The 24,824-nt window shown below is 45.4% G+C and carries 25 protein-coding genes and 1 pseudogene; 8 read left to right on the top strand and 18 right to left on the bottom strand.

What is annotated here, in order from left to right:
- Positions 1-97: 97 nt before the first annotated feature.
- The 3 genes from EKN16_RS33485 (at position 98) to EKN16_RS33735 (ending at position 1,486) form a co-directional block, all read left to right on the top strand.
- Positions 98-220 (top strand): hypothetical protein, encoded by a 123-nt coding sequence (locus tag EKN16_RS33485; RefSeq protein WP_260182922.1) that lies wholly within the window; start codon positions 98-100, stop codon positions 218-220.
- 22 nt (positions 221-242) lie between these two features.
- A complete protein-coding gene (locus tag EKN16_RS15205) occupies positions 243-983 on the top strand; it encodes an FRG domain-containing protein (protein WP_125658711.1) in 741 nt (246 codons plus the stop codon).
- A 338-nt stretch (positions 984-1,321) separates the two neighbouring features.
- A complete protein-coding gene (locus EKN16_RS33735; protein ID WP_125658714.1) occupies positions 1,322-1,486 on the top strand; it encodes a GMP synthase (glutamine-hydrolyzing) in 165 nt (54 codons plus the stop codon).
- A gap of 76 nt (positions 1,487-1,562) precedes the next feature.
- Here EKN16_RS33735 and EKN16_RS15215 read toward each other — a convergent pair whose 3' ends face one another.
- From EKN16_RS15215 to EKN16_RS15230, 4 genes are all read right to left on the bottom strand, one after another.
- Positions 1,563-2,585 carry an aminoglycoside phosphotransferase family protein gene (locus EKN16_RS15215; RefSeq protein ID WP_125658717.1) on the bottom strand — a complete coding sequence of 341 codons (1,023 nt, stop codon included), beginning with the start codon at positions 2,583-2,585 and terminating at the stop codon, positions 1,563-1,565.
- Positions 2,582-3,220 carry a ribosome small subunit-dependent GTPase A gene (rsgA, locus tag EKN16_RS15220; RefSeq protein WP_232016445.1) on the bottom strand — a complete coding sequence of 213 codons (639 nt, stop codon included), beginning with the start codon at positions 3,218-3,220 and terminating at the stop codon, positions 2,582-2,584. Before rsgA ends, EKN16_RS15215 begins: the two co-directional genes overlap by 4 nt.
- A 169-nt stretch (positions 3,221-3,389) precedes the next feature.
- Positions 3,390-4,796 (bottom strand): amino acid permease, encoded by a 1,407-nt coding sequence (locus EKN16_RS15225; RefSeq protein ID WP_125658720.1) that lies wholly within the window; start codon positions 4,794-4,796, stop codon positions 3,390-3,392.
- Positions 4,797-5,718: 922 nt separating this feature from the next.
- Positions 5,719-6,699: a proline dehydrogenase family protein gene (locus tag EKN16_RS15230; RefSeq protein ID WP_125658723.1), complete on the bottom strand. Its 981-nt coding sequence runs from the start codon at positions 6,697-6,699 to the stop codon at positions 5,719-5,721.
- Between the two features lie 286 nt (positions 6,700-6,985).
- Here EKN16_RS15230 and EKN16_RS15235 point away from each other — a divergent pair, with 286 nt between their 5' ends.
- Together EKN16_RS15235 and EKN16_RS15240 are read left to right on the top strand one after the other, a co-directional pair.
- Positions 6,986-7,411, top strand: coding sequence for a hypothetical protein (locus EKN16_RS15235; RefSeq protein WP_125658726.1), 426 nt, complete (start codon positions 6,986-6,988; stop codon positions 7,409-7,411).
- Positions 7,408-8,481, top strand: coding sequence for a phosphodiester glycosidase family protein (locus EKN16_RS15240; RefSeq protein ID WP_125658729.1), 1,074 nt, complete (start codon positions 7,408-7,410; stop codon positions 8,479-8,481). The genes EKN16_RS15235 and EKN16_RS15240 overlap by 4 nt, the downstream gene beginning before the upstream one ends.
- 71 nt (positions 8,482-8,552) lie before the next feature.
- Here the strand turns inward: EKN16_RS15240 and EKN16_RS15245 are convergent, their stop codons facing one another.
- Positions 8,553-9,572 (bottom strand): Gfo/Idh/MocA family protein, encoded by a 1,020-nt coding sequence (locus EKN16_RS15245; RefSeq protein ID WP_125658732.1) that lies wholly within the window; start codon positions 9,570-9,572, stop codon positions 8,553-8,555.
- 29 nt (positions 9,573-9,601) lie between these two features.
- Positions 9,602-10,369: a sugar phosphate isomerase/epimerase family protein gene (locus EKN16_RS15250; protein ID WP_125658735.1), complete on the bottom strand. Its 768-nt coding sequence runs from the start codon at positions 10,367-10,369 to the stop codon at positions 9,602-9,604.
- 133 nt (positions 10,370-10,502) lie between these two features.
- Between EKN16_RS15250 and EKN16_RS15255 the strand changes: the two genes are divergently transcribed.
- Positions 10,503-11,306 carry a helix-turn-helix domain-containing protein gene (locus EKN16_RS15255; RefSeq protein WP_125666306.1) on the top strand — a complete coding sequence of 268 codons (804 nt, stop codon included), beginning with the start codon at positions 10,503-10,505 and terminating at the stop codon, positions 11,304-11,306.
- Here the strand turns inward: EKN16_RS15255 and coaD are convergent.
- Positions 11,303-11,818: a pantetheine-phosphate adenylyltransferase gene (coaD, locus tag EKN16_RS15260; protein ID WP_125658738.1), complete on the bottom strand. Its 516-nt coding sequence runs from the start codon at positions 11,816-11,818 to the stop codon at positions 11,303-11,305. The genes EKN16_RS15255 and coaD overlap by 4 nt on opposite strands.
- A gap of 219 nt (positions 11,819-12,037) precedes the next feature.
- The gene (locus EKN16_RS15265; protein WP_125658741.1) at positions 12,038-12,970 is read right to left on the bottom strand and encodes a manganese-dependent inorganic pyrophosphatase; all 933 of its coding nucleotides are present in this window, start codon (positions 12,968-12,970) and stop codon (positions 12,038-12,040) included.
- A gap of 258 nt (positions 12,971-13,228) precedes the next feature.
- Here EKN16_RS15265 and map point away from each other — a divergent pair, with 258 nt between their 5' ends.
- Positions 13,229-13,975: a type I methionyl aminopeptidase gene (map, locus tag EKN16_RS15270; RefSeq protein WP_125658744.1), complete on the top strand. Its 747-nt coding sequence runs from the start codon at positions 13,229-13,231 to the stop codon at positions 13,973-13,975.
- A gap of 81 nt (positions 13,976-14,056) precedes the next feature.
- Here the strand turns inward: map and pyrB are convergent, their stop codons facing one another.
- The 3 genes from pyrB to EKN16_RS15285 all read right to left on the bottom strand — a co-directional run bounded on the left by pyrB (position 14,057) and on the right by EKN16_RS15285 (position 17,526).
- Positions 14,057-14,986 carry an aspartate carbamoyltransferase gene (pyrB, locus tag EKN16_RS15275; RefSeq protein WP_125658747.1) on the bottom strand — a complete coding sequence of 310 codons (930 nt, stop codon included), beginning with the start codon at positions 14,984-14,986 and terminating at the stop codon, positions 14,057-14,059.
- Between the two features lie 463 nt (positions 14,987-15,449).
- A complete protein-coding gene (gene glpK / locus EKN16_RS15280) occupies positions 15,450-16,952 on the bottom strand; it encodes a glycerol kinase GlpK (protein ID WP_125658750.1) in 1,503 nt (500 codons plus the stop codon).
- 10 nt (positions 16,953-16,962) lie between these two features.
- Positions 16,963-17,526: a glycerol-3-phosphate responsive antiterminator gene (locus tag EKN16_RS15285; protein WP_125658753.1), complete on the bottom strand. Its 564-nt coding sequence runs from the start codon at positions 17,524-17,526 to the stop codon at positions 16,963-16,965.
- 147 nt (positions 17,527-17,673) lie between these two features.
- Between EKN16_RS15285 and EKN16_RS32245 the strand changes: the two genes are divergently transcribed.
- Positions 17,674-17,826 carry a hypothetical protein gene (locus tag EKN16_RS32245; protein WP_164522805.1) on the top strand — a complete coding sequence of 51 codons (153 nt, stop codon included), beginning with the start codon at positions 17,674-17,676 and terminating at the stop codon, positions 17,824-17,826.
- Positions 17,827-17,832: 6 nt separating this feature from the next.
- On the opposite strand, the gene EKN16_RS15290 is transcribed toward EKN16_RS32245, so the two are convergent.
- From EKN16_RS15290 to EKN16_RS15320, 7 genes and pseudogenes are all read right to left on the bottom strand, one after another.
- Positions 17,833-19,737 carry an alpha/beta hydrolase family protein gene (locus EKN16_RS15290; protein WP_125658756.1) on the bottom strand — a complete coding sequence of 635 codons (1,905 nt, stop codon included), beginning with the start codon at positions 19,735-19,737 and terminating at the stop codon, positions 17,833-17,835.
- Positions 19,738-19,985: 248 nt separating this feature from the next.
- Positions 19,986-21,662 carry a glycerol-3-phosphate dehydrogenase/oxidase gene (locus tag EKN16_RS15295; RefSeq protein ID WP_125658759.1) on the bottom strand — a complete coding sequence of 559 codons (1,677 nt, stop codon included), beginning with the start codon at positions 21,660-21,662 and terminating at the stop codon, positions 19,986-19,988.
- Between the two features lie 414 nt (positions 21,663-22,076).
- Positions 22,077-22,460: pseudogene (locus tag EKN16_RS15300) on the bottom strand (transposase); the annotation flags it as partial.
- A gap of 66 nt (positions 22,461-22,526) precedes the next feature.
- Entirely contained in the window at positions 22,527-22,991 is a 465-nt protein-coding gene (locus tag EKN16_RS15305; RefSeq protein ID WP_125658762.1) for a DUF4372 domain-containing protein, read from the bottom strand.
- A 133-nt stretch (positions 22,992-23,124) separates the two neighbouring features.
- On the bottom strand, positions 23,125-23,592 hold the full coding sequence (locus tag EKN16_RS15310; RefSeq protein WP_125658765.1) for an Imm26 family immunity protein: 468 nt from the start codon (positions 23,590-23,592) through the stop codon (positions 23,125-23,127).
- A 19-nt stretch (positions 23,593-23,611) separates the two neighbouring features.
- A complete protein-coding gene (locus EKN16_RS33045) occupies positions 23,612-23,821 on the bottom strand; it encodes a hypothetical protein (protein WP_125658768.1) in 210 nt (69 codons plus the stop codon).
- 28 nt (positions 23,822-23,849) lie between these two features.
- Positions 23,850-24,818, bottom strand: coding sequence for an ABC transporter ATP-binding protein (locus EKN16_RS15320; RefSeq protein ID WP_125658771.1), 969 nt, complete (start codon positions 24,816-24,818; stop codon positions 23,850-23,852).
- Between the last annotated feature and the right edge of the window lie 6 nt (positions 24,819-24,824).

Consider the following 24,824-nt stretch of genomic DNA (forward strand, 5'->3'; position numbering starts at 1 on the left):
CAGAATAGCTCAACACAGAAATTATGACGCACTTACTGGGAACTATTTCTTGTCTTACTCCGTACTAGTAGTATTCAAAAAACAAAGGAGATATATCATGGATAACTTTATTGAAATCGGCCGTCGTGAAGGTAAGAAACTTCTAGGTATTGCTCTTGCGCTGGCCTTGATATTTGAGGGTCTACCGGCCTTCGCGAACTATCTGGACAGCCTTCACTAAAAGTGCATATAGAAGGGTCAATATGGCTTTCTCAGATAAATTAATAGCATTATTAAACGAAGTTAAAGTATTTCAAGAAGCAAATATGCCCCACCAACTCTGGTATAGGGGGCAAGGCGTAGATAAACCTTTACATTCAAGTCTTTTCAGAACAAATTACTCAAGTATTGAAAAGTTGAAGAATACTGAAAGAAATGCATATTTCTTATTCCGTAATCTCGGTTATTCCCTCCTTAACAAGCAATCTGATATAGAATTACTTACTCATATGCAGCACTACGGAGTTAAAACTCGATTATTAGACTGGACAACTTCTCTGTTGTTTGCTGTATTTTTTGCGGTCGAATCAGGCGAATCACCAGTGATTTGGATGTTATCACCCGAAAAGATGAATAAAATAATGTTTAACGAAGAAATCTTACCCACGCCACCGTTCGCGGAGTCATATGAGGATGCAATTGGTACTGGTCAGCTATTCCCACATACTGTGGCATTCACTCCGATAAAGAATTCACCACGCCTATTAGCACAACAGGGCTTTTTCACCATGCAGGGTGATTCTGGTAACCCCTTGGAACTTGAGAAAAACGGTCAGTTAATTCACGCGGGAATATCGAGGAAACTCGAAATAGATTCGGACTTGGCAACGGATTTGAAATGGTACCTAAACTTGAACAGCATAAATACCTTTGTAATTTACCCCGACCTCGATGGCTTGAGTAAACATTTGAATAAACTCTGTTTTAGAGACCGCGCCCTATAAACCTATAAATTCCATCGTTTAACGACGGGTACGAGAGCTCAACATCCAAAATACGTTCTTCAGAAGAATGTGTAGATTCGATTCTAAAATGTTTGTTTGGTAGGTCCGAAGGTTAATCACAATACCGAGGGACGGGGAACGATATCGCAATGAACTACATCATGAGGCTGCCGTTGATTGAACGGCAGCCTCGTTACGAACGGGCAGGTTAGCGCAGCCATGATATTTGAAATTCCCAGCAATGGTCGTTCACGCTGTCATCTACATCAGAGTGAGCACTGAGGAGCAAGCATTGCAGGGGTACAGCCTTGAACTCAAGTCGAAGAAGTTAAGGCAAAATGTCGGCAGGAATCCAGGAAGTTTCCAGCAACGATGACGTACATCGGAGCTTCCGATGTGACGCCGTAAACGTTTGTCAATTCCACTGTCGATTCACCGACTGGAATGCCCGCGTCGTCTACGACATCACGAGCAAGCCGCCGGCGACGATCGAATGGGAGTAATGAAAGAAACTCCGAAAACCCACTACATTCAAGGGTTTTCGGGTTTTCGGGTTTTCGGGTTTTCGGAGTTTCTTTTTTAGAGTCTACCCTGTGCGGGGCTGGTCTTCATTTCATAGATTTTTTGAAGCGTGTGGACAAGCTTAGTCTTCTCGTCATCGTCCTCTGTATGGAGATACCACTCCACAAGCCTGTACCCGAATACGAGAAGGATCAGCTCGTAGACGCAATGATCGGCGATAGGGGATACATCCGCATACTCCGAAAAGCCTTTGTAATACGCGGGGACACATCGCTGGTAGTATTCGACCATGTGATCGATATCCGCTTCATCCGCAATCAGGCTTGCGAGATCCTCGCCCAAGTAGCCCCATCCGGATGTATCCCAGTCGATGAGCGCGATTTTCCCATCGGCATAGATCAGGTTGGTCACCCAGAAGTCCCGGTGGCATAGCACGAGGGGCAATTTTTCGATGCGGGAGAGTATCTCGTCTGCGTGCTCATCGATGTCGATGAGCATTTGCCGCACGTGCTGCAGGAATTCGCAGTCATCCGAGCGTATATAATCGTAGACGACCGGCCATGACCGGTAATGCAGATACGTATTCTTCATGAGATCCGCATGGCTCAGGTTGGTCAGGCTCTGCAGCACAGCGGGCTGCTCCGCATACAGCTTGCCTTGATAACGTCCTAACTCCAGTGCAGCCTGTTCATACATGTTACCGGTCAAGTCTAAACCGGTTACGCCATCGATATATTCCAGCCACAGCTGGAATTCATTTTCTTCGGCATTGATCTCGGCATGATAACATGTCGGCCAGCGGAAGGCATCCGAGAACGTCGCTCCAAAGTCAGACGCATAGAGATCATATTCTCGGCGCCATGAACCCGGATCGCCGTAACGCTCCCATTTCTTCTGGATTTTCAGCACGATACGGTACGGCATTTTTTCGCCATCCGCAGTTTCGGCGATCCCCGTTACCAGGTACACATTTCCCACAGTTCCGCCCTGTAACGGCATGGTTTGGCAGTCGGCCGAGATGATATCCTTCTTGAACCGTCGGCTTAAGGCATAGATCAGCGTTTCGAATTTAATATTCATTTCTTCCATCCTCCGTTTTTCTTCGTTTGCTTGCTCCACATGGCGATCGTTTTGTTTCGAGCCCTCTTGTCGATGAGGTAGCTCGTTTTATCCTGGACATACTTGTTCTCATGCTGCTGGGCAACATAATGCTCCCACCGTTCACGCGGCAACGAACCGTCGGCAAGCACGGCGAGAACGGCACAGCCCGGCTCGGCCTGATGGCGGCAATCCGTAAATCGGCATTGCGGGAACCATTCCTCCACATCGGTAAAGCTTGCGCGTATGCCTTCGTCGGCATCAAAAAGCCCAAGCTCACGCATACCCGGCGTATCGATGACCATCGTACCGGAGGGGAGCATGAACAGCTGACGGTGCGTTGTCGTATGCCGCCCCCGGCTGTCGACCTCCCGGATCGCCTGAACCTTCATTACGTCCTGTTCTATCAACGCATTGAGTAGAGATGATTTACCGACGCCGGACATGCCGAGAAAGACGACTGTTTTACCAGGCATCAAGTAGGGAGCGAGTTCGTTCAGCCCCAGGCCTGTATGACTGCAGATCGCGTGAACCGGCACATCAGGGATGCTTTGTGTGACATCTGCGAGCAGGAGATTATAATCTTCAACGACAAGCGTGCCCCTTCCTGAACCCATGTCCGGCAAAGCGCCCTTCCAAGCCTGCTGCGAGCTTTTCTCCAAAAAACTTGCCCTACTTGCGATACGGTCCACCTCGTTTGAGGCTTCGGCAACGTAGGAGCACAAAAAAAGAGGGGTGGCTGTCCCCTCTCTTCGCTAACCATTTCTGGATTAATGGATATTGCTTTTACTTTTTACCAATCAATCTTTCCTTAGTTCCACCATCCGTTTGAGCACTCACCTGAACAGACTTGCCAACTCCGAAAGCGTAGTAACTAAGTACAACGATACCTATGAAAACAATTCCGGCAATAAGAGAGACGCGTGTATCATCATTAATCCACATACTGACCAATACCATAAGTAAAAAAGCAATGGTTACATAGTTTGTCACTGGTGCGAAAGGCATTTTGAACGGATGATTATCCAATTCAGCTCCCTTTACTTTTCTGAATTTCATTTGACTGATCAGAATAACAAACCACGGCACCATACCGGGAAGTACGCTGGCGCTGTACACATACACAAACAGATTTTCCGGTGCAATGTAGCTTAAGATCACACCAATGCCCAATCCCACGAGTACGCCAATCGTTCCCAGCAGGGGCACGCCGTTATGGGATAGCTTCGTAAATATTTTCGGTGCCTGTCCATTTACTCCTAATGTATAAAGCATGCGCCCTGCGCTATAAATCCCACTATTACAACCTGACATAGCTGACGTGATGACGACAAAGTTGATGATCCCTGCCGCTGCTGTAATCCCGATTTTCGCAAATGTTGCCACGAACGGGCTGCCGATTGCATGCAATTGATCCCAAGGGTAAACAGTTACGATCACAAAAATCGCGCCAATATAGAAAATTAAAATACGCCAAATAATACTTTGAGTCGCACTCATTAACGTTTTTTGTGGGTTTTTTGCCTCGCCCGCAGTAATCCCGATAAGTTCCACACCTTGATAAGCCCCAATTACCAGCGAGAGAGCAAAGAAAAAGCCTGACCATCCACCGGTAAAAAAGCCCCCATGCTCCCATAGGTTAGATAACCCGATTGCGTTTCCACCGTTGCCAATCCCAAAGAAAATTAGACCAATCCCTGCAACAATCATCAATACGATGGTTACGACTTTAATCATGGAAAACCAAAACTCAAATTCACCGAATGATTTAACAGAGAATAGGTTCGCTGCACCGAGAATCACCATTGCGATAATACCTGGTATCCACGCGGGTAAATCCGGAAACCAATACTTCATATATGTCCCAACCGCAATGATTTCCGCCATCCCGACAACGACCCACTGGAACCAGTTGCTCCAAGCCGTCGTGTAACCTGCCAAAGGATGAATGTACTTATAGCCAAAGGTCGCAAAGGACCCCGTGCTCGGTTCTACGTACTGCATTTCCCCCATTGCACGCATGATGAAAAATATAAAAATCCCTACAAGTGCATACGCAAGCATAACTGATGGACCTGTCCATTTTATCGTGCTTGCAGAACCCATAAATAACCCTACGCCGATTGTGCCGCCCAAAGCAATCATTTGAATATGACGCGCTTCGAGGCCCCTCTTCAATTCTTTATTTTTCACTTCAGCTCCTCTTCCTCTCTGCTACTCTAGAATGTTATTTTGAACAAGCTGAAAAAACCAACAATGATAAAGCAGGTCCGTATTTTAATTATTTGCAAGCATTTTCCAGTACATTTCTGATGAATCCCATTGTAATGTTTTTATCTGATGAAAACAATCACATTAAATTGGAAATTTACGCTACCTTGATTTAAGTCAATGACAAGCCATGCAATTAGAGAAATTCTGCGTCACTTGCGGTACGGTTCAGCTTAACCTAGCTGTCCGCACCTGCAAATGAAGAAAGCCTTGCAGGAGAATTGCTTTATATCTATAATTTTTCAGTTAAAGGAACCTGTTTTTAAGCTTGGGGCTTCATTGAGAACTCTCGGAATATGCTTATTTATTATATCGTCAAGATCCAATGCAAAAATATGTGCGTGTACATTCACTTTCGAAGCATAGAACACCTTTTTCACCAATTTTCGTCATCCCTTAAAAAAATACTACCATTTTACTATTCCCCTTTACTATAAGTAATTCAAATTTTTCAAAAAAAACGTTGCCTTCACTTATGATAAGGCTCACCGTGAATTATCCTAGAATTTATCGCATGGATTAGCTTATTTACAGTTCTCTCGATGCTCCGATAACCCATTCTTTAATCGTAGTGGAGTGCGAAAGAAAGTACGTGCTGATGCTGAGTCAATGGAAGAATGAAACTCATTCCATAATCTGTGGTGCTGCATCAGCAGCATGTATGGCTAACGGGGAACGATAGTTGAATAAAGAAGGAGCAGATTTCGCCGCGGCAGTTGCTCCTTCTTTTTATTGAGCTCACAGGCATTTCAGTGCGATAAGCAGACAATAAAAGAGACCACTTCAAGTGGTCTTTGGGGTAAGAAGTGATAGGATGATGGCTCATCGTTTTAGTCTTAGCGGTTTAGTAAAGTTGAGAGGAGTCTTCCACACCACGAATCATGTCCGTAATAGCAACATAAATGTTTGGAGGATATTCGGCGATTCTATGGCAAAGGTATAAGTACCACTCAGTACCATAGGTTAGATAAACCCGAACGGGTAGCCCGTCATCTTTAAGTTGTTTACACAGATCGGGATGGATTCCATATAGCATCTCGGCTTCTACATTCGGGTTTTGCAAATAACCTCGTTCGATGATTTGTTGGTACATGACTTCATCATGAGAAGCGATTGAAACTTGTTTCCCTGCTTTCACGCACAAATCTACCAATTCAAGGTAACGCTCATTTAAATTTTGTGAACGAGGAATACAAATATCTGGCGGCTCTTGGTATGCACCTTTAACGATACGAATTGTACCAGCGTAGTTTAGTAGATCGTTGATATCATTAAGAGTACGTTGTAATTGGGCTTGAAGTGTAATCCCTACATTGGAATAATCTACAACGACCCTTTTGTAAATAGACAGTATTTGATCCGTTTTAGTCGATTCCTCCATGCTAATCATAATAGACAGATCGTCGGATTGTGCTTCTTTAGCAATTTCTACTAAGTATTGATAGGCAAGCTGAGGGTCAATAGATAAGCCAATATGGGATAGATCAAGAGAAATGCGAGAACTTAATCCTTGCTTTGCACATTCTTTCATCAAAGTTATAAACTCATCTTTGGCTTGAATACACTCGTCCTTACTGGTGGTGTTCTCCCCTATATATTCAAGAGAAATACGGTATCCCTTCTGTATTAGTTGATTCCCTACCGATAAGCCGTCTTCTCTTGAATCGCCTGTTACAAATCGTTTAGACGCACGCTCAAAAATCGGATAAAGCTCGTTGGATTGTTGAATGTACTTCTTAATTTCTAAATTTCGCGCAACGGATTTTAACGTATCTGTAAACTGTTTTTCAACGGATGATTGTGCCAATTTTTCTCCCTCTTTCATTTTGAGTCCCATAAAAATTATAATTCAAATAGCTCTCTAAACACTATAACAGTTTTGAAAGCACCGATACAATTGGAGGAGAGACACTAAGTTTGGAATCGGACAATGTTCTTGTCATCCGACATGATCGTTTTTTTTCGGTAAATTCTCCCCTCACTCCCCCTTTGCCCTCCCTTCACTCCCTTTTTTATGGTAGAATGTAGATTCCTATTTTCATAGGGCTGCAACATTTACAGGTGGAGCCTACGTCTCTACCAATAGTAATTCAAGAGGAGATTGATTAACTATGAATGCCACCACGATCGAGTCGTCGACACCTAGCGGGTATGAACGCCAGCCCCGTAAATCCAAACCATCCATTTCCTTATTCCTTTCCATATGGATTATCTTAATTGCAGCCGGGGTGCTTGGCACTATCTGGTATACAGGGAAAATGAAAGAACAGCTTGCCACTCAGATCAGCAAGCAGACCGCTCAGCAAATCGCCATTCTTCAAACCAATTACGAGACTCAGATCAAACAATTGGAGACCAATTTCACAAGTGAAATCGGCAAGGTTCAAGGAAAGGTCGATGCTCTTAATGAGCTGCTGGAGTTCTCCAAGGATAATGCCAGCAGCAAGACCGATAATAGCAACAAACTATACAGCCAGATTAGCGAAGTGAAGAAGCAGCTGGATGAATTAAAGAAAAGTTTGGATGTGTTGAAATGACCTTGAATGTCAAACAGCTTAATCGGTTAGCTCTGCTGACTTTGGCTCCTTTTCTCGGATTAGTTATTTGGCTAGCTGCAGCAAATGTTTCCTTATCTTTACCTGAAGAAGCTTTTCCCAAGCAAACAACGGAGATTACGGCTATCCCTGCCCAGACATCTGTTCTCCTGAAGCAGCTTGATCAAGCCAAACAATCTGCCTTACATACGGCATCCGCTATCAAGAAAACAGTGTCACTCTACCATGCTACGAATCAAAGCATGTCTGTTCTTGTGAAGACAGCTTCCATGCAAGCAGATAGACCTGGAGCTATCTATGATCGCCGAATTACTAGGGCAATAGGATCTCCTGCACGTTCGGTGCAATCCGACAAAATAACGGCGCAGCTCTTCAACATTCATGCTCAGAATTTCAATGGCTATGCGCTGAAAGTGAAATTGAAATCAGACAGCGGCATGAAAATGGTGCTTGGTAAGGATAAGCTTGGCGGTGCAGAGACGACTTTAGCCGCGGCCAAGCGATACCAAGCCATCGCCGGTATTAATGCCGGCGGCTTCGCTGATCAGGATGGCAAGCGTTACCCGCTTAGTACGACTGTTATGGAAGGGCAATATTTGAGCGGCTTCGAGCCTACCTATAAGGATCTCTTCTTTGTGGGACTTAACAAAGACAGGAAACTGATTGGCGGGAAATTCAACGATAAGAGTCAACTGGATAAGCAGAGTCCTAAGTTCGGAGCTTCCTTTGTACCCGTGCTGATGAAGAATGGTGTACCGCAGACCATTCCGACCAAATGGCAATCCAGTCCTACCCGAGCACCTCGTACAGTAGTAGCTAATTACAAGGATAATCAGCTCTTGTTTCTCGTTATCGATGGTCATAATGAAAGCGGCAGCTCAGGGGCAACACTGAAGGAAATGCAGATCCTGCTCTCCAGATTTGGTGCGATTGATGGCTATAATCTCGATGGAGGCGGCTCCTCCTCGCTCGTATTTAATGGACAGGTTGTCAACCATCCTTCTGATGGCGCATTGCGACCCGTACCCACCAACTTTCTATTCTTCGAATAGTTCTTCTCGTGCAGAAGAGCCCGGTTCCATAAGGAACCGGGCTCTTCTGCTATATGGTTTCGCATCATCGCTTACAGGCTAATGACTTTACCTGTCGCTTGTGCCTCGAACGCTGCAAGAATGACTTCCAGCGACTTGCGGCCTTCTTCTCCTGTAATGCTAGGTGGTGTATTCGTAACGATGCTTGTGATGAAAGCATTAATGACACCGCTTGTTTCTTGCTTATCATTCGTAGCAATAGCACCAACATTATAGCGCTCTACTGTTCCATTGCGAAGCTCCACGATGATTTGATCCTCAGGATGTGTTCCGATTTTGATTAGACCGTTCTGGCACCAGATCAATGTACCGTTGTCTTCACCTTTGTAATACGTCCAGCTTGCTACAAGCGTACCGATCGCTCCGCTCTTCATACGTAGAAGAACAACAGCATTATCATCCACATCTGTACCTTTTTTATCAATGGTATCAATAAAGGCCGATACCTGCGCAACCTCGTCATCAAGCAGATAGCGAATCAGATCAGACTTATGAACACCAAGATCACCCATAGCGCCCATAACGGCTTCTTCCTTACGGAAGAACCAGCTTTCTCGGCCATCAATACTCCAACTCTCAGGACCTGGATGTCCGAAGGACGTACGGAAAGATAACACTTTACCAAGCTCACCTTTTTGCAAAATCTCTTTAGCCTTCACATGTGGCGGCATAAAGCGTTGGTTATGGCCGACCATCAAGTAAACACCATTCTTACTAGCAGCTTCAATCATCGCTGCCGCTTCTTCGTCTGTTGAAGCCATTGGCTTCTCAACAAGAACATGCGCGCCTGCATTGGCAGCAGCAATGGCTACAGCTGCATGCAGGTAATTCGGTGTACAGACGCTGACAGCATCCGGCTTCAGCTCACTTAACATATCCTCGTAGTTCGTGTAAGCCTTAGCCCCATATTCATCGGCATATTTCTGTGCGCGTTCTACAACAGGATCACAGAAAGCAACAAGCTCTACATTCTCATTCGCCGCATATTCAGGAATATGACGGTATTTAGAGATTGAACCACAACCGACTACCGCAACTCTTATCTTACTCATCCTTGTCTCGCTCCTCTATCATGTTGTTATTAAGCTTTATGTCCGTTCGCTCTCAGCCACTCGATGCTAGTCCGAACAGATGCTAGTGGTGGATTCGCGCAGCGGTCCTGCTCTACGATCAACCATTCTACTTGCGCTTTCTCAGCTGCGCCGATAAGATCATTAAGAGCCAAATCGCCTTGACCAAGCTCAACTGTATCGATGTCTTCGCCCGGTTTGCCTTGACGGAAATCCTTCAGGTGAAGCAGCGGCAAACGACCTGCGTATTTGGCAATATATGCAAGCGGGTCTTGTCCAGCGTATTGTACCCAGCCCAAATCGATTTCAACTTTAAGCAATTCTGAATCTACAGCGTTATACATCGCATCAAATACGAATTCACCGTTAATTTTTCTCTCGAATTCAAAAGCATGGTTATGGTAAGCGAGCACTAGACCTTCTTCACGAAGACGCTGACCAATGCCATTAAATTTATTGAATAGCTCAAGCCAGAATGCTTCTCCACCAGCTAATTGCTCCCCTGTCAGATAAGGGCAGACGACATAACGAGCGCCCACTGTTTTCAAATAGGCTATTTCTTCATCCAAATTCTCTTCAAGACGCTGCAGGCTGACATGGCTTCCGAATGCTTCAAGGCCAAGCTCATTCAGCAAATCGCGCATTTCCTCGGCAGTAGCATCTCCGTATCCAGCAAATTCAACGCCCTCATAGCCCATCTCTGCAACCTGACGAAGCGTGCCTGTGAAGTCCTTCGCGGTATCGTCGCGAACCGTGTACAATTGCAATCCAATTTTCATTATAGGATCTTCCTCTCATGAAAAAAAATATAGTTGACGAATCTGATTATTATTATAGTGGAAAAGCTTCTATAAGTAGATGTAGAATATAGCAATGACATGTACAATATTGCTACAAAAAAAAGGAGCCGCTATGTATACAGAAACGATGGACTGCGGATATTCGTATCACTCCCAGCCTTTTCAAACTGGATTTCCGGAAGGAATGAGTAATTATTTATTCCGCTTCCAAACAGAAGGCTCCTGTGAAGCGCTTGTTGATGGCCGCATGCAGCGCATTGATGCGGGTGATTTATTATTGTTCAAGCCAGGTGATGCTTACGTACTTAATATGACGAACTTACAAAGCGGTCAGGACATTACCGATACAGCTATCTCTAGCGGTGACTACTACATCATGTGCAGAGGTCCTTGGCTGGATGAATGGTGGAGCCGCAAGGATCGACCGCAGCGAGTAAAGGTGGTTGCTGATGAGCGCTGGCTATCCATCTGGCAAGCACTCATTCTGGAGAAGCGTCGATTTCTCGAGGAGGATCTGGAGCTAGCTGATTATTTACTTCGTTCCCTCTGTCTAGGCCTTGATCGGGCTATTAAGACCCAGTCCGTGCTTCAAGGCAAATCCTTCATCGCTACCCGTATGAAGAATTTTATCGATGAGCATGCCGGAGAGGCTTTTACCATTCAAATGGTTGCCGATCATGTTGGACTTAGCGTCTCGCGGACCGTTCATTTGTTCAAGGAATGCTACGGGATGACCATCATCCAGTATACCCAAAATGTCCGTCTATCTATGGCTGCAGAGCGAATCAAATTCAGTCGAATGACATTGGAGCATATCGCTGAAACCTGTGGATTCGGCAGCTATTCCTATTTCTTTCGCGTATTCCGGCAGAAGCATGGCATCTCTCCGGCAGCTTACCGGGATGCGCAGCGTTAATCCAATTCCTTCTTATCTGCCTGACCTTGACCTAATTCATAGAGTAAAGCCAATTTATAGGCATCTGCAGCCATATAGTGACTAGCCAGCTCATGCTTCCCGGATTGAAAAAACATGCGGACGAGCGAGCTGTTCGTCTGCATATGCTGCGTATAGGGAGAAAGGTACACCGTTTCGGCAGTAGTCGTATTGCGGATATATTGCTCTAACTGAAGCTCATATTCTAGGTCTGTAGCGTTACGAATCCCCCGGATCACGGCTCCGATCCCGTTGTCATTAATATAATCGGCAACAATGCCCTCGAAAGGGGAAATAACGATGCGTTCGGCAAATTGCTCTGGAATCGATCGGCTGACTAAGCTAGATCGCTGCTCTAACGAGAATAAATGCTTCTTCGAACGGTTATTCGCGACGACTATGTGAATGATGTCAAACAGCTTGAAGGCTCGTTCAATAACGGACACATGCCCAAGCGTAATCGGGTCAAAGCTCCCTGCATAAACAGCTTTCATCGATATCCATCTCCTTTGTTGAATACCACTTTTGCAGAGATTGTAACATGATTCTTGAAAACAACCAAGATACGCGTTACCCTTTGCGCGTTATCCTTTTGCGTTACCCCTTTATGTATCGCGTGTCCGACCGCAAGCCCACCTCTAAGTAAGCGAAAGACAAAGAGGCAGCCTCCATAAATAACTGGAAGCTGCCTCTTTGAAGGACTATACTTGAATTTACAGTTTATTCAACGTTTCTGTAAGAACAGGAACGATCTGCGATTTACGTGAAACAACGCCTTTAAGAGTGGCTTTGTTATCAGCTAATGTTACGTTATAAGCTTGCTCTACCGCATTTGCCACTTTACCAAGAGCCAATGCAACAGAGTCGTTATTCAAGATATCTGTTACGACGAATACGAACAGATCCAAGCCTTTGTCCGCGATAATCGTGTTCAGCGCAGCTTCAACCTCTGCTTGACGGTTAAGAACATCGTTCACGTCCACCGCATTCACTTGTGCGATTTCGACTTTGTAGCTGCCCATTTGGAATTCTTTTGCATCTAAGGAAATGAGCTGCGCGATTGTTTTGTCGCTCAGGTCTGCTCCTGCTTTGAGCATCTCAAGACCATAGCTATCCGCATCTACACCAGCAATTGCTGCCAGCTCACGAGCTGCCGCAACATCTTCAGGTGTACAAGTTGGTGACTTGAACAGCAAGGAATCAGAAATAATTGCGGAAAGCATCAAGCCAGCAATTTCTGGACGAATGGCTACGCCGTTTTCTTTGTACATTTTATTAAGAATCGTTGCTGTACAGCCAACAGGCTCGCAGCGGTAGTAAAGCGGGTGGCTTGTCTCAAAGTTAGCAATACGGTGATGGTCGATAACTTCTACCACGCGAACTTTATCGATATCGCTAGCGCTTTGCTGACGTTCATTATGATCAACCAGAATTACTTGGTTCACTTCATTGGCTACTGTTTCGACAAGGCGCGGTGCCTCTACTTTGAATTGGTTAAGCGCATATTGCGTTTCGCCGCTAACATCGCCAAGACGAACGGCTTCAGCGTCAACACCTAGGCTTTTCTTAAGTTCTGCATATGCAACTGCTGAGCAAATTGTGTCCGTGTCCGGATTTTTATGACCGAAAATAAGTACTTTTTCCATGATCAAACTCCTTAATCTGATGTATTGGGAAATCCCTCTCCAGATTATATCGTTATTTCACTCTTATTTCTATATTCTATCGTTCTTTGTCTTCAAATGGATGCGATTCCAATTACGCAAAGCGTATTACCACGCTTTCATTGCCATGCTCGTAAAGCCAAATGAATTTATAAGTACCACTGTGGTTTATAACCGATTATAATATATATAATAGTTAGATAACCACATGCTGAAATTTCAATGATGACGAGGTGCAAGATGATTATAATCAAGACAAAAGAAGAAATTAATAACATGCGCAAAGCCGGTATTATTTTGGCTTCCTGCCATAAAGAAATAGCCAAGCTCATCAAGCCTGGAATATCGACCAATGAAATTGATCAATTCGCAGAAAAATTCATGCTTGAGCATGGCGCAACACCCGAGCAGAAGGGCTACAACGGCTACCGCTTCGCAACCTGCGCATCCATCAATGATGTGATCTGCCACGGATTCCCATCTGAGACCGCTCTTAAGGATGGCGATATCGTAACCATAGATATGGTTGTTAATTTGAACGGCTGGCTTGCGGATTCCGCATGGTCATATGCAGTAGGCTCCGTTGCTCCTGAAGCGCAGCGCCTCTTGAACGTTACTGAGGAATCACTTTATAAAGGAATTGCACAAGCGGTTATAGGTAATCGGATCGGTGACATCTCCCACGCCATTCAAACCTACGCGGAGGCAGAAGGCTTCTCCGTCGTTCGGGAATTTATCGGTCACGGTATCGGCTCGATCATGCACGAAGAACCGCAGGTTCCGCATTACGGCCCCCCTGGAAGAGGTCCCAGGTTGAAGGAAGGCATGGTATTAACGATTGAACCGATGCTTAATGCCGGCGAATGGAAGAGCAAGCTGGACTCCGACGGATGGACCGCAAGAACGATAGACGGCAGGCTTTCCGCCCAATATGAGCATACGCTTGCGATTACTGAGGATGGTCCGTTCATTCTTACCAAGCTTTAAACGACAGAGGGCTGTATCCACTCGTGATGGTTTTCATCACAGCGGGTACAGCCCTTCACTTATTATGGGATCGCTTCAAGCTCAAGCTTTACCAGATAAGCATTTCTCGATAATCGCCATGCGAATGTACAATCCATTCTGGGCTTGTCTGAAATATGCCGCACGAGGATCTTGATCCACTTCGATCGCAATCTCTCCCGCACGGGGCAGCGGATGAAGGATCATCGCTTCCTTCTTCATAAACGAAAGAAGATGACGATCAATGATGTATTTACCTGCGGCCTTATTATATTCCTCTTCTGATGGGAAGCGCTCTTTCTGTATACGCGTCTGGTAGAACACATCTGCCACTTTAGCCACTTCTACCAAATCCGTCGTTTCTTGATATTTGATCCCTTTATCATCCAAATACTGCTTGACCGAATCCGGAATGACGACATTATCAGGTGCGATGAAATAGATATGAACATTTTGATAGTTAGCTAGCAGATAACTAAGTGAATGAACCGTTCTTCCGTAGGTTAAATCCCCAATCATGGCAATATGCAGCCCATCAATTCGGCCGAATTCCTTCTGAATGGTGTACAAATCGAGCAGCGCCTGCGTGGGATGCTCTCCAGAGCCATCGCCCGCATTAATAACAGGAACACTTGATACGGCAGCCGCTCGTTTAGCAGATCCAATCTCCGTATGACGTAGAACGATAAGATCGCTATAGCCTGAAATAATTCGTATCGTATCCTCAAGGGTTTCCCCTTTAATCGTGGATGAGAACTGACTGGCATTCTCAGTCCCTATCACACGTCCACCAAGACGGTGCATGGCTGACTCGAAAGAAAAACGAGTACGCGTGCTGGCCTCAAAAAACAACGTGCTCATAATTTTGGAAGTAAAACGATCTGTACCGGCATGTTTGGCAACGTGCTCCATCTCTCTTGCTGAGATGAAAAGCTTATCGAGCACAGCCCGATCGAATTGCTTGGCTCCGAGAACATGATACAAAGTACTCATATGCCTGTCCATTCCCTTCATGTGCTGGTTTCAACCAGCATTTGATTAGGTTCATACTGATTATAAGCTTTGAATGTAAGCGGACACAAATTGAATTGGTATTTTCAATCGTAACTTTAATTCTGGCTCAACACTAAAATAAGTGCTTCATGTGCGTAGAAGCCCGCTACGCAGACGGATCATTCTTACGATCGCTGTTGTCTCCCTATTTCTTGATTCTATCCCTTAGGGGTAGAAATAAGGAGACAAAGGCGAACGCTTGCGCTTCTTCAGAATGATTCCGTCCGCTTCGCTAGGTACTTCGGGATGGCAAGCACTGACTTCCCTAATTGATAGAACCTGAGGAGTGGAGGCTTTTATCCGAATAACGAGTCAGACGCTAAGAAAAAACCTGAAATTCCTTAGTTATCAAGGAATTTCAGGTTTTGTTGTTTGGGCTCCAGTCGAAGAGATTGTACCCTCATCAATCCTCTTGTGTAAAGACCATTGCCGCAGCAACTGCTTTTTGCCAGCCTTTATAGAGGGATGCACTTCTCTCCGGCAGCATAGTTGGCTCAAACCTTTTATTGACTTGCCAATTATCTTTAATCTCTTCTCTGTCCTTCCAATATTCGACCGCCAAACCAGCCAGATAAGCTGCACCCAGCACGGTTGTCTCGCTCACATTCGGTCTTTCCACTGGAATGCCAAGGATATCACTCTGGAACTGCATGAGCAGACCATTCATAACCGCTCCTCCATCGACTCGAAGTGATTGCAGCTTAATGCCGGAATCCTCTTCCATCGCATTCAATACATCCTTAGTTTGGTAAGCCAAGGATTCAAGCACTGCACGAATGAAATGCTCCTTACTTGTACCTCTCGTGAGCCCAAAGACAGCACCACGCATGTCACTGTTCCAGTAAGGCGTACCAAGTCCCACGAATGCTGGCACCACATAGACACCTTTGGTCGACTCCACTTTTTCGGCATATTTCTCACTATCACTGGCTTTTTTGATCATCCTCATACCGTCACGCAGCCATTGGATCGCAGATCCGGCCACAAAAACACTTCCCTCAAGCCCATATTCCACCCGCTCCCTGGAGCCGCATGTAATGGTGGTTAGAAGTCCGTGCTTCGAGAATATTGCTTGTTCTCCGGTATTCATTAGCATGAAGCAGCCGGTACCGTACGTATTCTTAGTAGAGCCGCGCTCGAAGCAAGCTTGACCAAATAGGGCAGCTTGTTGGTCACCAGCGGCGCCGGCAATGGGAATGCTTTGACCAAAAAAATGATGTTCGATCGTATGACCATATATCTCCGAGGAAGAACGAACCTCCGGCAGCATAGACTTCGGAATGTTTATAATTCGGAGCAGTTCATCGTCCCATTTCAGCTCATGGATATTGAACATTAAGGTTCGGGAAGCATTCGTATAATCCGTCACATGCACCCGTCCACCTGTCAGCTTCCAGATGAGCCAAGTATCGATCGTACCGAACAGCAAATCGCCTTGTTCTGCTCTCTTGCGAGCGCCGTCTACGTGATCCAGCAGCCATTGTACCTTCGTTCCTGAAAAATAAGCGTCAATTAACAACCCCGTCTTTTGCCGAAAAGTTTCTGAATGCCCCTCTTTCTTGAGCGCCTCACAAATATCTACGGTTTGCCTGGATTGCCATACGATTGCGTTATAAATAGGGATACCCGTATTTCGGTCCCATACTACTGTCGTTTCTCGCTGATTCGTAATTCCTATTGCTGCAATCTCATCCGCTCTGATATTCTTCGCGGATAACGCAGAGGCCATTACGCCAAGTACGGAAACCCATATCTCTGAGGCATCATGCTCAACCCAGCCCGGTTGAGGATAATATTGCTTAATTTCCTGCTGGGCAGAGGAGACAATCTCGCCCTGCTTATTAAATACAACGGCCCGGGAACTCGTTGTTCCCTGATCAATGGATAGAATGTAAGTTTGGGACATGCGTGCCTCCCTATTGATTTTGTTCGTAATGCTTCCAGAGCTCCGCCTTGGAGGTAGTTACCGCAGTGGCTCCCGCCGACAGAGCCTGTTCAACATCCGATACGGAGCGGATCAATCCGCCCGCGAATATAGGTATACCCGTTCTTTCATGTACTTCCGCTATGATATGCGGCATAACTCCCGGCAATACTTCGATATAATCCGGCCGTGAGCGCTCTAACAGCGCGTGACTCTTCTCCAGAGCATTCGTATCTAAGAGAAACATTCGCTGGATAGCCAACAGCCCGTTCTGCTTCGTCTTCGAAATAACACTGGCTCTTGTAGAGATCAAGCCTGCAGGCTTCATGACCTGACATAGATATTCTGCTGCATACTCGTCGTTCTTGAGTCCTTCGATCAGATCGGCGTGCAGCAATACTTTCTTACCATAACCTCTCGCGATATCTAGAATGGGCTTGATCTGGCTAATATGACTATCCAGCAGCACAATGTACTCATAGGAGGTTGTCATCAAGTTCTCTAAGTCTTTCATTTTCCTTGCGGCTGGTAAAATCAGTTGGTTATGAAACGCCAAATTCCTTCCCCCTCCAAAAGATTGCAGTCTCTCTATTCCGCTACGCGCACGGATCATTCTTCTCTCTATTCCGCTATGCGGACGGATCATTCTTACGATCGCTGTTGTCTCCCTATTTCTTGATTCTATCCCTTAAGGGTAGAAATCGTGAGACAAAGGCGAACGCTGCCGCTTCTTCAGAACGATTCCGTCCGCTTCGCTGGGTACTTCGTGATGGTAAGCACTGATTATGATTTTGACCCTATCAAAGAAAAGGAAACCCTTAACGAGTTTCCTCCTTTTCTAGGAATGAAAATCTAGTTAGAGTTATGCCGATAGACTGGAATCGGCCTTAGAGGCTTTTGTGCGCTTCACGAGAAGGATAATTGCAGCAACAACCGCGCAAATCAGGAACGTAACTATAGATGAAGTATTAGAAACAGCCTGACCGGCATATTGCGTAGCCTGACCTGCTACGATGTACCAGGTAATTAATAGCGTGTTGGCGATCGCACCCGCGTAAATCGTTCCTGTCTTACGGAAGAAGTAAGTGGACACGAGCGAGATGACGATATTCACCGGAACAAACTGGAACGCGACAATCCCGAGAAGTGCTTGCGTTTTCCAAAACAATTCCCCTGTTGAGAAGAGAGTGACATACTGCATCAAGATTAATACCAAGATTCCAAGTGTATTAATCGCGGCATTTGCCCCGAACCATTTCCATGCAGTAGCCGTTTCGGAACTACCTTCTTTGAGGCGAAGCTGACCATGAATCAGTAAGCCGTTCGCAAGGAAGAACAAGAGGAAAGGAACGGTGTACTTCAACATGAGTACAAATTGATCCCAGCTCATTACTTTAAACGCCATAACCCAAATTCGGAAGTCAAGATGGAACCATGAATCGATTAACAAGGTTAGCAGGTATAGGGATCCGACCGAGCTAACAGCGAGAACAATGGATGCCCACAAGCCTCGCAGATCAATTTCAAACCTCGCTGCGGAATAAGAAACGCCATAATGGAATGTACTTCCGCCTTCTTTGCGGTTTAAGAAGAAATGCCACAGACCGATCAAGATCGCTGCAATAACTGCATTGAACAAGACCCAAATCACGAATCCGTTCGTAATTGACTGGCCCCAGAAGCTTCCGGCCGGGAACCATTTGGATCCCCATTCTTGGAACTTGAAGAAGGTAACCGCGGGAATAGCTGTCGAGATCAATGCTCCCACAATCCAGCCTGATCCCGTAATTCCCTTGCCATCCGGTCTCGGTCTTACGGCAGCTTGGAAAAGCCCTGCTCTTAACATATTACCTGCTACCGAGAATAAGAAGAGGAATGCTCCGATCATCGCTACGAATGTTCCATATTCCTTCGTTCGCCATACTTGCGAGCTTGGATCGATCGGCGCCGGCGCTGGCATAGATTGTTGAAGGAAATCGATCGCATTGCCAACCGCTGCCTTAGACCAGTGGTCCCCAGGATGTATGACATTCGGGGTATAGAGCATACGAGCCGATTTATTATCGAAGGAGCCATATAGCTTCTCAGGTACGATAGAATCCGCAGCGCCGAATACTTTCTTCAGCTTATCGGTACCAACGATCTGAGGCGCCTTTGCCACCTCCCACATTAAAGGTGCGAACTCATCATATTTACTGAAGACGATTGCATAATTGAATGGCGTTTTTGCGGTTACTTCTCCGGAGTAGAAGGTTTCCGTAGAAGAACCCTCCTGAATAACCGTGTGTACCCATTCCGGCTTAGCTGTAGCTGCGGCCAATATCGACCAGCCACCCATGGAATGACCTTCAAGTGCAATCTTCTCTTTATTAACGAAAGCTAGGTTGCGAAGGTAGCTGAGACCGGCCAAGGAGCCCCTCATTGTAGGGTCAAGGGGAGATTGCTCAGAATATCCATGACCTTCCATGTCCATGGAAAGCACAACGTAACCTCGTCTTGCAAACTCAATGTCAAAAGCGGTTTGAGCCTCACGTGAGTTGATATAACCATGCATGGTAAGCACTGCGGGCAGCGGCTTCGTTGGATCCATCTTGGCAGGCGTATACAGCAGTGCACTTAGCAAATTGCCATTATCACCAACGAATCGGACATCTTTGATGCTAACGTTCCCATTGTCCGTCTGAACATTATTTGCGATTAGGCCGCTGATCAGAACAATCAACAATGATACGATAATCGATAATGGTCTAGAGAAAAAGTTTTTCATAACGCTGATCGACCCCCTGTTAATAATTTGCTATCCATTCTCCATTACCTGCTTGCGGATCTTGCTTTTATTCCGTAGAGCAATACTCTCATCACTCCTTCCAGCACAACAAAAAATCCACATCAAACTGCTCTCCCTAAGGATAGCAATTAATGTGGATCTCCAGTTCTCCATCACATTATTAACTTGTGATATTTATAACACGCCATGAAAGCGGTGTCAATAGCTTTTGACGCTGAAAGATTTGGTTAGTTCTCTTCATTGACCGTCGTAGGGAGAATCGCTTCCTTTAGTTGTCGCTCAAGGTCAAGTTCATATGCTGCAATTTGCTCAGCGGAATAACCGAGCTGAGCGGCCATGATGCGGATGACTTCACTTTTCCAAGCATGAACGGATGCGATGTCGAAGAAAAGTGCACCGGTTCTTCGAATGAAAAAATCGACCGGCTTGACTGCCATTTCAAACTTCATTGCATAAAGCAGCGATGTGTAAATATCAGGCGGAAGCTCTCCGCAATTTATCCTTTCGTCTGGTTTGGGCAGCAGTTCGAACACGAGTGACACATTCGTGCCGTAACGCTTTACTAAACGCTCAGCGGAAGCTTCAGATAATCCGAGCAGAACCCCCTGTTCCCGCATATTCCTCACGAACTCCGGATAACGTCCAGAACCTCCGACATCTCCACCGGAAATTGGGATGGATTTCGTTGTACAAGACCGAAATGTCCCTTTCCCCTCATCAACAAGTTCACGTGAGAGCAGGTCCGTTACCGTTTCCGCCATTTTTCGATAACCGGTGAGCTTTCCACCCGCTATTGTGAACATGCCGGAATCGGAGTGGAATATTTCATCTTTTCTGGAAATTTCGGAAGGCGATTTATCTTCTTGGTAGATGAGAGGACGAACTCCTGCCCAGCTCGATTCCACGTCATCCACCCTCAACTTCAAATCCGGGAACATTTCGTTCGTCGCCCGAAGCACATAATCGCGGTCTGCAATTGTCATCGTCGGATGTGCCGTATCCGCTTCATAATCCGTATCCGTAGTGCCGACGTACGTCTTGCCTTCGCGTGGAATAGCAAACATCATTCGGCCATCCGACGTATCGAAATATATGGCTTGATGTAACGGAAAGCGATCCGAATCAAAGACAAGGTGAATACCTTTGGTAAGCCGAAGCGTTTTTCCCTTCTTAGAATTGTCCTTTTCCCGAAGCATGTCCACCCAGGGCCCCGTAGCATTGACGATTTTTCGCGCCTTAATCGTATAGGTCCCGCCGCCTATTTGATCACCTGCCACGACTCCGACCAACTTCCCATTCTCATAGAGAAGCTCATCCGCCTTCGTGTAATTAACCACAGTGGCGCCAACCTCGACTGCTTTCTTTATGACTTCTATGGTTAAGCGGGCATCGTCGGTGCGGTATTCAACGTAGTAGCCTCCGCCCTTCAAACCTTTGCGTTTCAGGAGCGGCTCTTTGACTAGCGTTTCATCCATACTTAGCATTTTTCGGCGCTCGCCATGTTTTACGCCTGCCAAAAAGTCATATATGGCTAATCCGATTGATGCAGTAAATTTGCCGAATGTTCCTCCTTCATAGATCGGCAGCAGCATCCATTCAGGCGTAGTCACATGCGGTCCATTCTCGTAAACGACTGCCCGCTCTTTGCCTACTTCCGCGACCATCTTCACTTCAAATTGCTTCAAGTAGCGAAGACCACCGTGGACGAGCTTGGTCGATCGGCTCGATGTGCCTGAGGCAAAGTCCTGCATCTCAATGAGGGCCGTCCGCATCCCCCGTGATTGAGCGTCAAGCGCAATACCCGCCCCAGTAATACCGCCTCCGATAACGAGCACGTCCCATATTTCTTGTTCCATTTCTTTCAACCTGTCTACCCGGTGTGCAGCAGATAATTGATTTTCCATGTTTTCTTCTCCCTCCTAATCGATAAGAAAAAACAAAAAAACCACAACAATCTCAAGCTGCGCCATGTGCGCAGCCGAGTGTTGTGGTGTCTCCTGATCTCCAACCCACTATTAACTTGTGACCTATGATAACATATCCGGCATTCATTTGAAAGCCCAGATCGTCTTATGTTGTTCTTCTGTGATAATGTCACCCTATAACTGTTCTGAGATAATGTCACTATGGGACAGGAGATAATGACATTGACACGAGAAGAGATGAAGAAGGTTTTAGTGGTGGAGAAAGTTCTTGATGGATATATGACAAATAGAGAAGGAGCTGTGTTGCTGGGGCTGTCCAAAAGGCAGCCGATCAATAAGTGCCATCCATACCTGATTCATCACAGCATTTTCGCTTGTACCGTAGAATGTCTTGATCTTAATGTGTTGTTTCATCCACTTGAAGAACGTTTCGATGGCCCAGCGACTTCGATACATTTCACCAATCTCGTCTGCCGTCAGATCAAACCGATTCGTTAGCAAGAACAGCAGATTGCCTTCGGAATCAACCGTTTGAACCATACGAAGCGGATGTTTCATTCGTTTCTGTTGCGTGCCAACCCTGATTTTCTCATCCAAGCTAACCGTACTATTGGGCGGCAGGTCATACGTAAGGAGTGGCTCAATAACCGCGTTATTTTTCAATCGCGTAACGAAGAAAATCTGATTCATGCAGAATCGGTCGTAGGCTGCATAATCGACATAGCCTCGGTCGAACACATACGTAACCCCTTCTTCATCGGCTAGTTCTTCTAACAGATTCCGATCATTAACCTTAGCGGGTGTAACCTTTACTTGATCTGGATAAACATCATCGTCATCCCATTACGCAATACGCGAGTGCAACTTGATTCCGGCCTTCGTAGATCGAAAGTGCTCCCACTTAAATTTCTGCAAGCAAAGCACAATCGTCGTGGAGTCGATAATCTTGAGCTTGTTACGGGAGAGATGAGGATTAGCGTGTGAATGGATTTGCTTCACCAACCGGGTGAATACCTGTTCAAGTAATGCAGGATCGACCTGATTATGTTTTCGACTTAATTGCGCTGCTGAAATGGAAGGAAGATTGAGCTCGCGTTGAATTTCTAGGGACAATACATCATTTGCTATGTCACGAAGTCCGTCTCGTCCTTTCAACTCCGCAAGCAGAAAGAGTTTGAAGTAAGCAAGAGTCGTTAGTTTTTTTACGTACTTATCCTGATTGATTTCGTTGACACGATCTGTGAATGTTTTCGTACAAATTGGCGCTAGCCATTTACCAAATGATGAAAATAGAGTATTCTTGTCCATGAGCTATCCTTTTCAGTGGATTATGGACAGGTATTACCTACCATAACCATTGTAAAGGATTTTTTTTATGCTTGAATGCGAAAAGCACAGAAATTTTTGAAGATTCTAAAAACTTTTATGCAACGCTAGTGACTTAAGTTAATAAATCCAATTGCTTGAGTCTCCTCTGGTAGATTTCTTTTACAGATAATGGATTACAAAGGCCGTTTGAATCATACTTCCTTGTTTCTTCTCTAGTTAAAACTTTATCTGTGATAATCCCCATGAAATCGTTAGCAGTACCTTTTACCAAATGATAGACACCCGTCATCCCCTCTTGCCAGAAATATGGCATATCGACGATTCCTTCCACTAAATTATTTCCTATGATCTCCCAATTCCCCTTTTTTAGGGGAGTACTATCACACCAGATCTTAGACACAGTGGTTGTATCGTTTATTACTGCAAAATTCACCTCTTCTTTTGAAGTAATAGGCTTCATCTTATACAATTCGACAAATACAATATTTTCTAGAATTATTAACACACGTCCAACTCCATATAATTCTTCTTCTAAATTTATTAAGAAAATATCCCCGAGTTTATATTTTTTCTTTGACATTTGTATACACTTCCCATTTTCATAATAAGATTTTCAGAAATTTTTTGGCAAGTCTATAATATTCTTCTATTTTGGATGATTTTTCCGGTTTAGTTACAGTTCTATCAATAGGAAGTTGCCGATTTAGCAATTTTTCAAATCCACCTTTTTCTTTAAACCAGTAGTCCTCTAATACCACTGCGCCATGTGTGCAGCCGAGTGTTGTGGTGTCTCCTGATCTCCAAACCACTAATAACTTGAGTAACCAGTGTCTTTACCTATCCTGCATACAACTCTTTCATAATAACTTCAATCGGCAGCGGTTCTATGGACATATCGCGAATACCGTAGGTTTCATTAAACTGCGAGATAAAGTGCTTCAGAGGCAAAAGATCAGTGTCAATTTCAAGCTCTGCTTCTGATTCGTGAATCCTTTTTAACAACACAATTCCAGCTAATGACACATCAGGAAGGGGAATTTCCGTCGTCACTCGAATCGCCTTCTTCTCCCCTACCCTGCTCCTTAGTACATGCAGCGCATCATCAAATACGATTTCTCCATGGTTGATTACAATTATTCGGTCCGCAAGCAATTCCACATCATCGAGGTCATGCGTGGTCAGAATAAAAGTCACGCCTTGGCGATTCATATCCTTAATAAAATGACGAATATTTTCCTTGGCAATAACATCGAGGCCGATTGTAGGCTCATCCAGGAAAACCAGTTCCGGACCATGCAGCATCGCCATAATAAATTCGCATTTCATCCGTTCGCCAAGCGACAACTGGCGAGTTGGCTTGCGCATGACATCGCCAACCTCCAATAAAGTCGTTAGATGATCTAGTCTCTGTGCATACACTTGCTCTGGCACACCATAAATCGCTTTATTCATATAGAAGGCATCAATCGGGGGAATGTCCCAGAGCAGCTGTGATTTCTGCCCAAATACCGCGCCGATGCGCCGGACATATTCACTGCGCTGCTTCCAAGGCGTTAGTCCCAATGCCTTTACTTCCCCGGAAGTCGGATGCAGGACGCCGGTCAGCATTTTAAGCGTAGTGGATTTGCCTGCACCATTGGGCCCAAGAAAGGCAACCATCTCCCCTTGTCCCACCGTAAAAGAAATATCCTTAACTGCCGTAACCTCTTTCATAGGTCTGCGAATTAAGTTGGCCGCAATTTCTCGCAGCGTATGCCCTCGTTCATGAGTCATATAGGTTTTAGTTAAACTGCTGACTTCAATCATAGGTAA

The sequence above is a fragment of the Paenibacillus baekrokdamisoli genome (genome assembly GCF_003945345.1).
Classification (GTDB): Bacteria; Bacillota; Bacilli; order Paenibacillales; family Paenibacillaceae; genus Paenibacillus_Z; species Paenibacillus_Z baekrokdamisoli.